Here is a 14,054-nt window from a genome sequence, read left to right on the forward strand (position 1 = left end):
TTTCCGCGCCCGCTTCAAGGCCGCCCCATGGCGCGGGGCATGGCAGCCTCCTGAACGTGACGGGTTTCGCAATGAGTGCGCGAGCGCCGGGCGGACGCTGCGTTGCAGTATGGCAGGGAGGCGCGCGACCGGCGTTGCCGCTACCATCAACGCCTTGCCTGACAGGTGCGCCCATGCCGTTGAACGTCATCGTGGTGATGGACCCCATCGCCCACATCAAGATCGCCAAGGACACCACCTTCGCCATGCTGCTGGAAGCCCAGCGCCGCGGCCATGCCCTGCACTATGTGCGCCCGGGCGGCCTGGCCCTGGAGGGTGGCGTGGCAGTGGCCCAGACCGCGCCGCTGCAGGTGCGCGACGACCCGGCTGGCTGGTATGAGCTGGGCGCATTCAGCCGTACCGAATTCGGCCCCGGCCAGATCGTGCTGATGCGCAAGGATCCGCCGGTCGACGCCGAGTACATCTACGACACCCAGGTGCTGGACGTGGCTGCGGCCGCCGGTGCCTGCGTGGTCAACAATCCGCAGGGGCTGCGCGACTACAACGAGAAGCTGGCCGCGCTGCTGTTTCCGCAGTGCTGCCCGCCGACCCTGGTCAGCCGCGACGCCAAGGCCTTGAAGGCCTTCGCGCTGGAGCATGGCCAGGCCGTGCTGAAGCCGCTGGACGGCATGGGCGGCCGCTCGATCTTCCGCAGCGGCCAGGGCGATCCGAACCTGAACGTGATCCTGGAAACCCTGACCGACGGCGGCCGCAAACTGGCACTGGCCCAGAAGTTCATTCCCGACATCACGGCCGGCGACAAGCGCATCCTGCTGGTCGATGGCGAACCGGTCGACTACTGCCTGGCGCGCATCCCGCAGGGCGACGAGTTCCGGGGCAACCTGGCTGCCGGTGGCCGCGGCGAAGGCCGTCCGCTGAGCGAGCGCGACCGCTGGATCGCGGCCCAGGTCGGCCCGGAGATGAAGCGTCGCGGCATGCGCTTCGTCGGCCTGGACGTGATCGGCGATTACCTGACCGAGGTCAACGTGACCAGCCCGACCTGTGTACGCGAACTGGACGCACAGTTCGGCCTGAACATCGCCGGCACCCTGTTCGACGCGCTTGAGGCCGGCCTGCGCTGATGGCAACCGCACCTGCCGTCCTGCCCCCGCCACCACGCGAAGCGCAACGGCTGGGGGCGACCATCGCGCTGTCGGTGCTGGTTCACGCGCTGCTGATCCTGGGCGTGGGCTTCGCCGTGAAAGGCGATGCACCGCTGGTGCCCACGCTGGAAGTGATCTTCAGCCAGACCCGCACCGCGCTGACGCCGAAGCAGGCCGATTTTCTTGCCGCAGCCAACCAGGATGGCGGTGGCGAACACGACCGCGCACAGCGTCCGCGCGACAACCAGGCCGGCATCGTGCCGCAGGCACAGCCCGGTTTGAGCCCGGTCCCACAGCAGCAGCAATCGGCCGCGCCGGTCCCGCCGCCACAGGCACGGGTGGTCAGCAGCCGCAATGGCGAAGAGGCGGTCGCGCAGGCCCAGTCCCGCCCCACGCCGGATCAGCCCGAACCGGACGCCCCGCTGAGTGCGCGCGAACAGCGCGATGTGGAAATGGCCCGACTGGCCGCAGAAGTGCATCTGCGCTCGGCGCAGTACGCCAAGCGCCCGAACCGCAAGTTCGTGTCGGCCAGCACGCGCGAGTATGCCTATGCCAATTACCTGCGGGCCTGGGTTGACCGCGCCGAGCGCGTGGGCAACCTGAATTACCCGGACGAGGCCCGGCAGCGCCGGCTGGGCGGCCAGGTGGTGATCAGCGTGGGCGTGCGCCGCGATGGCAGCGTGGAGAGCAGCCGGATCCTGCGGTCGAGCGGAACGCCACTGCTGGATGAGGCGGCACTGCGGGTGGTGAAGCTGGCGCAGCCGTTCCCGCCGTTGCCGAGGACCGAGGATGAGATCGACATCCTGCAGGTCACCCGCACGTGGGTGTTCCTGCCCGGCGGCGAACTGCGCGACGACCGGTAGGGTTTGTTGCCCGGGCCTGCGGCCCGGGACCCGCTGAAAGGCTAGAGCAACGGCAACAGCAACAGCGGCGGTTGGTGTACTGAAGCGTGGCGACGCGGTGTCGGGCGGCGAGGACGCCGCAAGTACGTCCGTGTAGGCTTAGCCGCGGCATCCATGCCGCGGCTACCCCGCCGCCCGACACCGCCCCGCCTCTGATAGATCGCGGCGCACCACTGCTTTGGTAGGTGTCGACCTTGGTCGATACACATCCACGCCACGCGTGGATGCAAGCGAAGCGACCCGCTTTTGATTTTGACTTTTCTTTTTTTGATCTTCCGTGGCGGACGTGCACGGAAACTGTCAGAGGCCGGGCGGGTGGGCTGCGCAGGGGCGTGAGCCGCATGGATGCGGCGACCGAGCTTACATGGACGTACTTGCAGCGCCCCCTGCGCAGCCCACCCGCCCGGCCAAACCACGGCTTTTGATCTACGCGACCAACTCCGCCACGAGGGGCTCAGCCGTTGGCCTTCGCCTTCGCCTCGCGCGCGGCCTGCTGCTCGACCAGGGTCAGTGCCACGTTGTCGCGCAGGTAGGCCGGCTCGACCTTCTCCGGTGCAATGGCTTCGCCGCGGGCGAACGCCGGCACCGCCAGTGCGAGCACGTCCGACGCACGCGGCAATGCCGTGGCGTCGAATCCGCGCAAACCTGTACCGAGCTGCGCGACCAGCGCACCCTCGGCTGCGGCGAACCCGGTACCGACACCGTAGGCCGACAGCCCTTCCGGCAGCGCTACCGCAGCGGGTGCGCACACGCGTTCGGCATCGCGTGCCACCGGCAGGCCGTCCACACGCTCGAAGCGCGCAACGTACAACTCTCCCATCCGTGCGTCGATCGCCGACAGGATCTGCGTTTCTTCCGCCGGTGCCCGCAGCGCCAGCACCTGCAGCGTCGAGACCGGCAGCAACGGACGATCCAGCGCCAATGCGATGCCCTGCGCGATGGCGATCGCCAGGCGCACGCCGGTGAAAGCACCAGGACCGCGGCTGAGCGCGATACCGTCCAGCTGGCGGCGGCTGATGCCGGCTTCGGCCAGCAGCGCCTCGGCCCACGGTAGGCTCAGTTCGGCATGCCGGCGCGGGGCGATCTCGAAACGTTCCAGTACCTGTCCATCGACATGCAGGGCAACGGAACAGGCTTCGGTGGCGGTTTCAAAGGCGAGCAGTTTCATCGGATCAGGTCAGAACAGGGGGAACGTGACACCGGGCGCCGGCTCCGGGCCCGCCGCGGCGGCGGCGGTCGGAACGGCATCATCGGCCACGGGCGCCCATTGTGGCGTAAAGAAGGCCTGGACATCGGCCAGGCTGCGGGTACGGCGGAACGGTGGCAGTGAATCGAGAAACACCCGGCCGTAACCCCGGTTGAGCAGGCGCGGGTCGCACAGGACCAGCACGCCGCGGTCGCTCTCGCTGCGGATCAGGCGGCCGACGCCCTGCTTCAATGCGATCACCGCCTGCGGCAGCTGTTCATCGCGGAACGGGTTGCCGCCCTGGCTGCGGATCACCTCCAGGCGTGCCTCGTAGACCGGGTCATCCGGTGCTGCGAACGGCAGCTTGTCGATCATCACCACGCTCAACGCTTCGCCGACCACGTCCACGCCCTCGCGGAAACTGGCCGAGCCCAGCAGCACGCCATTGCCCGATTCGCGGAAGCGCTGCAGCAGCGTCGCACGCGGCGCCTCACCCTGCACGAACAACGGCCATGGCCCATCGCGCAGTGCCTCGGCGGCCTCACGCAGGGCGCGATGCGAAGCGAACAGCAGGAACGCCCTGCCCTGCGAGGCCTGCAGCACCGGCCGCAGGGTCTGGATCAGCGCGGTTCCGAAACCACGTGCGGCCGGATCGGGCAGGCCTTCAGGCAGGTAACACAGCGCCTGCTCGGGCCAATTGAACGGACTCGGCTGGACCAGCGTCTGCGGGTCGTCCAGCCCGAGGCGGGTGGCGATGTGATCGAAACCACCGCCCACGGTCAGCGTCGCCGAGGTGAAGATCCATGCCGCGCGACTGCGCTCACGGTGCTCGCGCAATGGACCGGACACGTCCATCGGCGTGCGCTGGCAGCGGAAACCACGCGGGGTGAGCTCATACCAGAGCACATCGGTGGCATTGCCGGTGTCCGCAGGATCAGTATCGAAGTCGAGGGCGGGTTCGTCATCGCCCAGCCAGCGACCGAGCCGCGAAACCGCCTCACGCGCCCGCGCATGGCAGGCATCCAGGCCCGCTGTGGCTTCGCGCAGCGGCTGCAAGGCCTGCTCCAGCGTCACCAGCCCTGCCATCACCGTGTCGAAGCCATCGCGCACCTGCGGCATCGTCAGCGCACGCCACTGCGTGCCGCGCGGCGGCAGCCCTTCCATTGCCGAGCGCAGCGCCAACAGCGCCTGCTGCAACTGGTCGACCGGTTCCTGCAGCGCCGACTGCGCGCCCCCGACGCCGCGCGCTTCGGCCAGGCAGTCGCGGCCCAGTTCCTGCCACGGACGCATGCCAAAACCTTCGCCGAAGAACTGCGCGGCCAGTTCGGGCAACTGATGCGCCTCGTCGATGACGAAGGCCTGCGCCCCAGGTAACAACTCGCCAAAGCCGTCCTGCTTTAATGCCAGGTCGGCCAGCAGCAGGTGATGGTTGACCACCACTACGTCTGCCGCCTGCGCACGTTGCCGCGCACGCACCACGAAGCAGTCTTCCCAGAACGGGCAGTCGGTGCCCAGACAGTTGTCGACGGTGGAGGTGACCATCGGCAGCAGCGGCGAATCATCGGCCAAACCGTCCAGTTCGGCGATGTCGCCGAACTCCGAGCGTCCGGACCAGGCCAGGATGCGCTGGAACTGGGCCGCCTGTTCTGGGCTTGAGAAGCGCGGCTCGCCCCGCGCCTGCTGCAGGCGGTAGCGGCACAGGTAATTCGAACGTCCCTTCAGCAGCGCACTGCGCAGGCCGACACCGAGTGCCTGGCGCACACGCGGCAGGTCGCGGTGGTAGAGCTGGTCCTGCAGCGCGCGGGTGCCGGTGGAGATGATGGTGCGCAACCCGGACAGCAGCACCGGCACCAGGTAGGCGAACGTCTTGCCGGTGCCGGTACCGGCCTCGGCCAGCAGCAGGTCACGCTGCTGCAGCGCATCGGCGATGGCTTCGGTCAGGCGCAGTTGGGCCGGGCGCGGGACGAAGGCGTCCAGATGCGAGGCGAGCGCGCCGCCGTCGCTGAGGGCTTCGCGGCTGGCATGGACAAGGTCGGACATCAGAGGGAAAGGATACCCGGCCGGGCGCTGCCCGGCACCCGTTTCAGGCCAGAGCGCAGGCAAAGGCAACAGCAACGGCGTGTTTCATGGCTCTGGGTTGCTGCGTGTTTGGCGGGGCGGGAGGGGCAGGCAGGACACGCCGTAAACCCATCCATGGGGGCTCGATGGCGCCATCCATGGCGCCAACGGTCCTGCAGACCCACACCACCCCGCCTCTGACAGTTTCCCAGTGACGGATGCACGCGCGGCGTCGCGTCGAGCTTGCTCGACTGCCCTTTCAGAAGCGGTGGGTGGAACGGAAACAAGAAGGGGTCGGATCCGTTTTCCTGCGGAAAACGGATCCGACCCCACAACGAGTGCGCGCAGCGCGCGACCCGCTTTTGATTTTCTTTTTCTTTTCCGTGGCTGGACGCACACGGAAACTGTCAGAGGTCGGGCGGGGTGGGTTCGCGGGGGTGTCCGCGGCATGGATGCCGCGGCCAAGCCCCCAGGGATGAAGTGACCCCCGAGACTTGGACAGGGGTCAGGCGGCCGATTGGGCCTGTTGGGCCTGCTCCCGGTACTGTACCGGGCTCAGGCCCTTCAATTTCAATTTGATTCGCTCTTGGTTGTAGTACTGGATGTATTCCACCAGCCCCGCCTCCAGACTCTCGATGCTGTCAAAGCTGTTCAGGTAAAAGAACTCCGACTTCAGCGTCCCAAAGAAGCTCTCCATCGCTGCATTGTCCAGGCAGTTGCCACGCCGGGACATGCTTTGTTTCAAAGAGTGCTTTTCCAGCATGTGCCGGTAGTTTTCATGCTGGTACTGCCAGCCCTGATCGGAGTGGATCATGGGGCGCTCATCCGGCGAAAGCTTCTTGATGGCCTCCTCCAGCATCTGACCTACCAGATCGAACACGGGCTGGCGCTTGATCTGATAAGCCACGATTTCGCCGTTGTAGAGGTCCATGATCGGCGACAGATACAGCTTCATGCCTTGTACCTTGAACTCGGTCACGTCGGTCACCCACTTCTGGTTGGGGCGCTCGGCGTGGAATTGGCGATTGAGGTCATTGCCAACCACAACATTGGCGGCCCCCTTGAAGGACCGGTAGCGCTTCACCCGTACCCGTGATTTCAGGCCCATCTCCCCCATCAGGCGCTGTACCCGCTTGTGATTGGTCCGATGACCCTGATTGGCCAATTCCAGCGTCACCGTGCGATAGCCATAGCGCCCTTGGCTTTGATCGTAGATTGCACGGATGCGCTCGCACAGGGCTGCCTCGTCTTGATCCGGATGGGCCAGGACATGGTTCTGGTAATAGAACGTACTGCGTGACAGCTCCGCCGCTTCGAGCAGAAGCGACAGCGTATGAACCTGCCTCAATCCTTGGATGGCTTGCGCTTTGCGTCTTGCGCCGCCTGCTCTTCCCGGATCAAGGCATCGAGTTTTTTTAGGTAGTCGGTCTCCGCACGCAGATAGGCGACTTCCTTGAGCAGCTCATCGCGGCTCATTTCCTCAGGTGGCTTGGACGAACGGGTCTTTTTCATCGGCTTTCGGGGCAGCGGCGGAGGCGGTGCCAACGCTTGGGCACCGCCTTGAGCATACAGGCGCCGCCATCGCCCCACCGCGCCGGCATCACCGATCTGGAAGTAGGTGGTGGCCTCCCGCCCGGACATACCGTCCTGGCTCATTTTTTCCAGGACAGCCAACTTGAACGGGAGGTCATAGAACCGGGCCTGGCGATGAAATCCGCGCCAACCATGCAGCCGATAGGTCGCCACCCAGCGCCTGACCGTGGAGGCCTCCAGGCTGTGGCGACGAGCAACGGCTTTGACTGATGTGGAGGTCTTGCAGGCCTCTTTGGCGACCTGCAGTTTGAAACGAGCGTCGTATCTGTTCATGTATCCCTCGGGGTTGGATCTGGCGTCCAACTCCCGGGGGTCACTTCAGGACGGGTTCACGGCGTCCCCCGCGAACCCACCCCGCCCGGCCAAGCGCGGCTTTTGCTTCTGGCTTCAGCGACCAACCCACAGCCACGAGGGGCTGTGCCGTTGGCTGAAAACTCAGTACCGCTTGATCCCCGGCACCGTGCAACCTTCAATCTGCGCATGCGCCGACACCGCATTTTCCTTCTCGCCCCGCGCCAGGCGCGACTGCTCGATCGTCGCCCAGTGCCGCCGGCACAGCGGCCCCGTCTTCGAACCCAGATCCACCGCCTTGCGCGCGAACGTCTCCGCCTGCGCCCACTGCCCCTGCAGCAGCGCCAGTTCGGCACGTTCCTGCAGTACCGCCGGGTCGCCGGCGACGATTTCCAGCGCGTGGTCCAGGCTGCTGGCGGCACCGGCCAGGTCGTTCGCCTGCCGCTGCGCCTGCGCGGTCACCCGCAGGTCTTCCACCTGCGAATCACGCAGCGGCTGCACCGACAGCTCCTTGTCGTCAGGACCTGCGGCCGCATCGACTGCCGCCAGGCGCTGTGCCGGCGTAGTGGTATCGACTGGCTTGACCACCGGCGGCGCGCTGGTCACACAGGCGGCCAGGGCCAGGCTGAGGCCGGTCAGGGCCAGGGGCTGCAGCAGGGATCGCATGTTCATCGGCTTCATCGGCTCGGGGGAGGAGTAGCGGCGGCGGGCGCTGCGGCAGGTTCGGCGGGCGCTTCCGGCTTGCGGTCCAGGCCGAACCAGCTACGCCAGCCACCGCCCTCCCCTTCAGCTTCGCCCGGCTCGCCCGGCGGCACTGCCGGCGCACACGGCGCATACGCCGGTGCATAGCCCACCACGAACGGGAAGCGGCGTGCGCCCGGGCAGCCTTCATCGGTTGTGTTCAGACCCGTGGCCGCGACCGACTGCCAGTCCAGGCCTTTGTTGCTGACCCGCAATGGCGCACTCGGCAGGCGCTGGAAGATGCCCGACCAGACCCGCATCGCGCCGGTAGCGCCATACAGGCCGGCCTGCTGGTTCTGGTCGTTGCCGATCCAGATCACCGCCAGATGATCGCCGGTGTAGCCGGCATACCAGCTGTCACGGCCATCGTTGGTGGTGCCGGTCTTGCCGGCCGGCTGCAGGCGGCCGAGGCCATCGGCATTGAGCCGCTGCGCGGTACCACTGGAGACCACCTGCTGCAGGCCGACGCTGATCAGGTTGGCGGCAATTGAATCGCCTTCCTGTGCCGGCGCCGGGGTCTTGTCGTAGCGCTTGAGCAGCTTGCCCTGCGGATCGAGCACGCCACGCACCGCGTGCAGCGGCTGGATCTCACCGCCCGAGGCGAGGAACTGGTACAGCTGTGCCATCGCGTACGGGCTCTGGTCGGTCGAGCCAAGGATCACCGCCGGATTGGCCTCGGCCTTGATGCCCGCCAGCACATGGATCAGCTGGGTCACGCGCTCGGGACCGACCTGCATGCCCACGCGCACCGTGGCTTGGTTGTAGGAGTGTGCCAGCGCGTCGATCAGGCGCACCGTGCCGTGGCTGCGGTTGTCCGCATTGCCCGGGCTCCAGTTGCGGCCGCGGCCGAGCTGCACCGTCACCGGTGAATCGTCGACCCAGCTGGCCAGCGAGTAGCGGTCCGGCTGCGCCAGGGCCAGCAGGTAGACGAACGGCTTGAGCAGCGAACCGACCGGACGCTGTGCTTCGATCGCGCGGTTGAAGCCGACCTCGGACACTTCACGGCTGCCGATCACCGCCAGCACGTCACCGTTGTGCACGTCGGTCAGCACCATGCCGGCCTGCAGTTCGGGCCGGCGCTTGCTTTCCAGCGACTTGATGGTGCGGGTCACCGCGCCTTCGGCATAGGCCTGCGCGGAGGGCGACATGCCGGTCATGACGCTCAGGCCAGCGCCCTGCAGGGCAGATTCCGGGTAGTCATGGCCGAGCTGGCGACGGACCAGGTCAACATAGGCGGGGAAGCGGTTGGCCGCCACCAGTCCCGGCGTCTTCGGCACGCCCAGCGGGGCCTTCAATGCGCGCTGGTACTCGGCGTCGTCGATCAGCGTGGCTTCGTGCAGTTTGCCCAGCACGAAGTTGCGACGGTCCAACGCACGTTCCGGATTACGCCGCGGGTCGTAGAAGGACGGGCCCTTGACCAGGCCGATCAGCAGCGCGATCTGCTCGGTCTCCAGCGACTGCAGGTCACGGCCGAACCAGAACTCGGCACCGGACGACATGCCATGGATCGCCTGGCTGCCGCGCTGGCCCAGGTACACCTGGTTGAGATAGGCCTCGAAGATGGTGCGCTTGTCATAGCGCGCTTCCATGATCAGGGCGTAGAGCACTTCGTTGAATTTGCGGGTGAGCGTCTGTTCCTTGCCGATGCCGAGCAGGCCGCTGCGGGCCAGCTGCTGGGTCAGCGTGGAAGCGCCCTGACGGCTCTGGCCACCGGAGCGGATGGTCACCCACACCGCGCGCGCGATACCGGACAGGTCGATGCCGTGGTGGCGGTTGAAGTCCTTGTCCTCCACTGCCTGCAGGCCGGTCACCAGCAGGTCCGGCGCCTCGTCCATGCGGATCAGGCGGCGTTCTTCCTGCTTCTGGCCGTACAGGGTGGCGATACGCGCCGGATCCAGCCGCGCCGCCTTCAGGGCCTTGCGGCTGTCGGCATCGCGCAGCGAGGCGACCGCACCATCGGCCAGCGACAACTCGAGCCGACGCGGGGCAACCCGGCCATCGACGTCGTTGTAGCCGCGGCTGGAGATGACAAAGCGCCCGCCATTCACCGCATAGGTGGCCGGCTCCTTGCCCTGGCCATCATCGCGGTAGGCGGAGGCGGCCAGCTCGGTCTTCAGCGTGGACGCATCCATCGCCTTGCCGGGAGTGAGCACCAGCGGCCGCGCATACACCCGCGTCGGGATCTGCCAGCGCAGTTCGCCGAAACGTTGGGTCACCTGCTGGTTCAGGTACAGCGTATAGGGAATGAGGAAACCCAATCCCAACGCGACCGCAGCCATGCTCCAGGTGATCAGCCGGCGCCGCCACAGCGGGCCGTTGTCCTGCTGGTCGTCGTCGTCGAAATCGTCGATGTCGTCGGAATCGTAGCGTCGGGGCACGGGAATGCGAGAATGTAGAGTCTGGCGAGTCTACCCCAGCCGCTGCGGCTGGCGAATTCTCCCGGGTTCCCCTGCTTAAGCTGGAGTTGCAACCGGATGGCGATGTCCCTGGCCGAGATCCGATACCTGATCAACCGCCTGTCGGGCCTGGCCCGCCGGAGCCTGGCCAGCCTGCGTACCCGTGGCTGGCGGGCGACCTGGCAGCGCATCCGCGTGCATGCCCAGCGCGCCGTGCCCGCGCCACGCACGCCGCTGTTCCTGCCGCCGGCACAGGAGTTCGCTCCCTTCACGGTGCCGTTCAGCGAAACACCGGAAGCGAGCATTGTCATCCCCGTCTACAACCACGTCGATCACACCCTGGCCTGCCTGCGCGCCTTGGCGGCGCATCCACCGGCCGCCGCGTGCGAGATCCTGGTAGTGGATGACGGCAGCACCGACGCCACCGTGCAGTGGATGCCGCAGGTTGCCGGACTGCGCTATGAAGTGCGCGAGTACAACGGCGGCTTCATCGAGGCCTGCAACGATGGCGTATCGCGCGCACGCGGTCGCTACGTGGTGCTGCTCAACAACGATACGGTGCCGCAGCCGGGCTGGCTCGACGCGCTGCTGGACACGTTCTCCAGCACGCCCGGCGCCGGCCTGGTCGGTAGTCAGCTGCTCTACCCGGACGGCCGGCTGCAGGAATCGGGCGGGGTGATTTTCGCTGATGGCAGTGGCTGGAGTTACGGCCGTTTCGAGGCAGCGGACGACCCGCGTTTTGCCAGCCTGCGCGACGTCGACTACTGCTCCGGCGCAGCGCTGATGCTGCCGCGCGACCTCTGGCGACAGCTGGGCGGCTTCGATACCCGCTACAAGCCGGCCTACTACGAGGACACCGACCTGGCCTTCCGCGTGCGTGCGCAGGGCCTGCGCGTCCTGGTTCAGCCGGCCAGCCGGGTGGTCCATGACGAAGGCACCAGCAACGGCACCGACACCGGCAGCGGCGTGAAGGCCTACCAGGTGCGCAACCAGGCCATCTTCGCCGACCGCTGGGCCACCGAGCTGGCCCGCCGCCCGGCGGTGGGCGAAGTGCCGTCACCGGCGCTGCTGCTGCGTGGCCGGCGCCAGGTGCTGATCCTGGACGAGGCAGTGCCGCAGCCGGATCGCGATTCCGCGTCGCTGCGCCAGGTGAACCTGATCCGCCTCCTGCTGCAGGGCGGGGCCCATGTGGTGTTCGTTCCCACCCGCCGCGAACACGGCGGCGCCGCCACCGACGCGCTGCAGCGGATGGGTGTGGAAGTCTGGTATGCACCGTTCCTCGATGGCGTCGCCAGCTGGCTGCGCACGCATGGTGGACGCTTCCACGTAGCGCTGCTGGTCCGCCACCATGTTGCCCACGAGTGCCTGCCGCTGCTGAAGCGCTATGCGCCGCAGGCGCGCACCGTGTTCGACACGGTGGACCTGCACTACCTGCGCGAACGTCGTGGTGCCGAAGTGGCCGGCGATGCTGGACTGCTGCGCGCTGCCGAGCGTACCCGCGCCAGCGAACTGGCGGTGATGGAGCAGTGCGACGTCACCGTGCTGGTCAGTTCCGCCGAGCGCGAGCAGCTGCAGGCCGACGCGCCAACGGTGCGGGTGGAGCTGATCTCCAACCTCCATGACATCGCCGGTGCCGGCAAACCGTTCGAGCAGCGTCATGACCTGGTGTTCGTCGGCGGCTTCCGCCACCCGCCGAACCTGGACGCGATGGAATGGTTCATCGGCGAAGTCTTCGCCGGCATCCGCGCCCGCCTGCCCGATGTGCGCCTGCACTGCATCGGCGCTGCCGCGCCGGAATCCCTGCTGGCCCTGGCCGCGCGCCAGCCCGGCGTGCAGATGCACGGCTTCGTCGAGGACATCACTCCCTACATGGATGGCGCACGCATTTCCATCGCGCCACTACGTTTCGGTGCCGGCGTGAAAGGCAAGATCAACCTGAGCATGGCCCATGGCCAGCCGGTGGTAGGTACCCCCTGCGCGGTGGAAGGGATGCACCTGCGCCCGGGCGAGGACGTGCTGGTGGCCGATGATGCGGCCGGCTTCGCCGATGCGGTGGTCCGCCTGTACCAGGATCCGCAGCTGTGGCGGCAACTGTCCGAAGCCGGCCTGGCCAACATCGCAAAGCACTTCTCCCTCGACGCTGCGCGCGCAACCGTGCAGCGGGTGTTTTTCACCTAATCAGGGAGACCGCCGGCACGGCGCAGGCGCTCTTCGAACGCCGGCAGCTCGGCCAGGTCCGGTTGCAGCAAGCGGGCTTGTTCGGCGGCATGCGCTGCGAAAGCCAGGTCGCCGCTGCCGAGTCGCTCGCTGCCGATGGCCAGCCAGCGCTGGGCCAGGCGCAGGCGTGCCGAGGGGAGCCCGGCCGCAGTCGGCGACAGGGTCTGCCACGCCTGCAGGCAGGCCCCTGCCGCCTGTACGCGGTTCTGCCGGAGGTTGTCGTCGAAGCAGCCGCGACTGGCGGGCAGCAGCCGCGCCGCAGCAGCCTTCACCCGTGCATCGCGCGGCGCCAGTGACTGCGCTTCGCGCAATGCGTCGAATGCACTGTGGCCGGGGGGACTGATCCATTGCCCGGAACGTTCGGCGCGCTCGATGCTGCGCAGGTGGTCGCGCAGTTGGCGCTCGCGCTGCGTGTTGCTGGCCGCCGGCTGCTGCAGCGCCTTCTGCGCCTGTTGTGCGCGCTGCAGGCGTTGCGCGAGCTGCTGTTGCGCGGCCGGCGAAGCGCCCAGCTCCTCCGCCAGCGCGGCATCGGCCCGCGCCGCCTCGAACCGGAAGTCGTCGGCCTGCGTCTGGCTGCGTGCCAGCACCGCCTGCAACGTCTGTTCACGGCCGCGCTGGGCGCTGGCATCATCGGCCGCCACTGCCAGAACGGCGAGAAATCCCTTTGCTGCGGACTCCAGCTGCCCGCGCTGCAGGGCGCGCTGGGCCTGGCGCAGGCGCCGCTCGACGGCCTGCGCCAATGCTTCCTGGCTGGCGGGCAGATCAGCATGGCCGGCATCGAACTGGCGCGCACGCTGCAGTAGTGCGGCGGCCTCGGCCAGCTCGCCGCGTCCCGCCAGCGCGCGCGCCTGCTGCAGCAGATCGCTCAGTGCATCTTCGCGACCTTCCAGCGCGGGCAGATTGTCCGGCTGCAGCGACAGGATGCGCTGGAACAGGGGCAGCGCGCTGCTGTCACCTTCATCCAGCCGACCCGCAGCGAAGGCGTTGCGCGCCTGCGCCAGCAGTGCACCGATGCCGGCACCTGCGCTGCGCCGGGCCCGCAGCTGGCGCGCCACGGCGTCCGCCTCGCCCTGTGGTACCTGCAGTTCCCGGGCCAGTGCCAGCGCCTGCGCGCTGCCGTCGAGATCGTTGGCCTGCATCTTTTCGCGGGCCTGCTGCAGGGCCGCCGCGCCGGTACGGGCCAGGCCTTCGCGGGCCTGCGGACGATCTCCATCCAGCGCCAGCACGGCCTGGTAGCGCTCGCGCGCACCACTGCCATCGGCGGCACTCAGCCGCCCGGCCGCCAGTGCGCCATCACCTTCGGCCAGCAGCTGCTCGATCCGAGGCTCATCCCAGAACCAGTCGGCCAGCGGCTTGCGCAGCAGCACCAGCAGCACAAACACCGCCAGCGCCGCGACCAGCGCCCAGCGCCACACCCGGCGCGCGTGGCGTGCCTGCAGCCACCACCAACGGCCTTCGCGGCGGACGCGGTCCAGCGCAGGAAGTTCAGCGCCATGCGGGCGATGCGGGGGCTCGCGTTCCATGCGTG

At 67.8% G+C, this 14,054-nt stretch carries 9 protein-coding genes; 3 read left to right on the plus strand and 6 right to left on the minus strand.

Annotated elements, in window-relative coordinates; translation table 11 throughout:
• Positions 1-173: 173 nt before the first annotated feature.
• Positions 174-1,121, plus strand: a complete 948-nt coding sequence (gshB, locus tag ROV95_RS08960) for a glutathione synthase (RefSeq protein WP_019660098.1) — start codon at positions 174-176, stop codon at positions 1,119-1,121.
• Complete coding sequence (locus tag ROV95_RS08965) at positions 1,121-2,005, plus strand: energy transducer TonB (protein ID WP_312544032.1); 885 nt, start codon at positions 1,121-1,123, stop codon at positions 2,003-2,005. The genes gshB and ROV95_RS08965 overlap by 1 nt, the downstream gene beginning before the upstream one ends.
• Positions 2,006-2,498: 493 nt before the next feature.
• On the opposite strand, the gene tsaB is transcribed toward ROV95_RS08965, so the two are convergent.
• The 5 genes from tsaB to mrcB form a co-directional block, all read right to left on the minus strand.
• On the minus strand, positions 2,499-3,212 hold the full coding sequence (tsaB, locus tag ROV95_RS08970; protein WP_180877684.1) for a tRNA (adenosine(37)-N6)-threonylcarbamoyltransferase complex dimerization subunit type 1 TsaB: 714 nt from the start codon (positions 3,210-3,212) through the stop codon (positions 2,499-2,501).
• A gap of 9 nt (positions 3,213-3,221) precedes the next feature.
• Positions 3,222-5,270: an ATP-dependent DNA helicase gene (locus ROV95_RS08975; protein WP_312544033.1), complete on the minus strand. Its 2,049-nt coding sequence runs from the start codon at positions 5,268-5,270 to the stop codon at positions 3,222-3,224.
• Positions 5,271-5,793: 523 nt separating this feature from the next.
• A protein-coding gene (locus ROV95_RS08980) for an IS3 family transposase (protein ID WP_260833086.1) occupies positions 5,794-7,154 on the minus strand; the annotation gives its coding sequence in 2 pieces (ribosomal slippage) (positions 5,794-6,684 and positions 6,687-7,154; 1,359 coding nt in all).
• Between the two features lie 162 nt (positions 7,155-7,316).
• Positions 7,317-7,853, minus strand: a complete 537-nt coding sequence (locus ROV95_RS08985; RefSeq protein WP_312544036.1) for a hypothetical protein — start codon at positions 7,851-7,853, stop codon at positions 7,317-7,319.
• A complete protein-coding gene (gene mrcB, locus ROV95_RS08990) occupies positions 7,850-10,291 on the minus strand; it encodes a penicillin-binding protein 1B (RefSeq protein WP_021203724.1) in 2,442 nt (813 codons plus the stop codon). The genes ROV95_RS08985 and mrcB overlap by 4 nt, the downstream gene beginning before the upstream one ends.
• Before the next feature lie 96 nt (positions 10,292-10,387).
• On the opposite strand from mrcB, the gene ROV95_RS08995 reads away from it, so the two are divergent.
• Positions 10,388-12,487: a glycosyltransferase gene (locus ROV95_RS08995; RefSeq protein ID WP_312544037.1), complete on the plus strand. Its 2,100-nt coding sequence runs from the start codon at positions 10,388-10,390 to the stop codon at positions 12,485-12,487.
• Here the strand turns inward: ROV95_RS08995 and ROV95_RS09000 are convergent.
• Entirely contained in the window at positions 12,484-14,049 is a 1,566-nt protein-coding gene (locus ROV95_RS09000) for a hypothetical protein (RefSeq protein WP_134731868.1), read from the minus strand. The genes ROV95_RS08995 and ROV95_RS09000 overlap by 4 nt on opposite strands.
• Between the last annotated feature and the right edge of the window lie 5 nt (positions 14,050-14,054).

The sequence above is a fragment of the Stenotrophomonas maltophilia group sp. msm1 genome (genome assembly GCF_032025805.1).
GTDB lineage: Bacteria > Pseudomonadota > Gammaproteobacteria > Xanthomonadales > Xanthomonadaceae > Stenotrophomonas > Stenotrophomonas hibiscicola.

Coding starts and splice junctions, on each gene's coding strand:
- gshB (WP_019660098.1), top strand. CDS start 174: ATGCCGTTGAACGTCATCGTGGTGATGGACCCCATCGCCCACATCAAG.
- ROV95_RS08965 (WP_312544032.1), top strand. CDS start 1,121: ATGGCAACCGCACCTGCCGTCCTGCCCCCGCCACCACGCGAAGCGCAA.
- tsaB (WP_180877684.1), bottom strand. CDS start 3,212: ATGAAACTGCTCGCCTTTGAAACCGCCACCGAAGCCTGTTCCGTTGCC.
- ROV95_RS08975 (WP_312544033.1), bottom strand. CDS start 5,270: ATGTCCGACCTTGTCCATGCCAGCCGCGAAGCCCTCAGCGACGGCGGC.
- ROV95_RS08985 (WP_312544036.1), bottom strand. CDS start 7,853: ATGAAGCCGATGAACATGCGATCCCTGCTGCAGCCCCTGGCCCTGACC.
- ROV95_RS08995 (WP_312544037.1), top strand. CDS start 10,388: ATGGCGATGTCCCTGGCCGAGATCCGATACCTGATCAACCGCCTGTCG.
- ROV95_RS09000 (WP_134731868.1), bottom strand. CDS start 14,049: ATGGAACGCGAGCCCCCGCATCGCCCGCATGGCGCTGAACTTCCTGCG.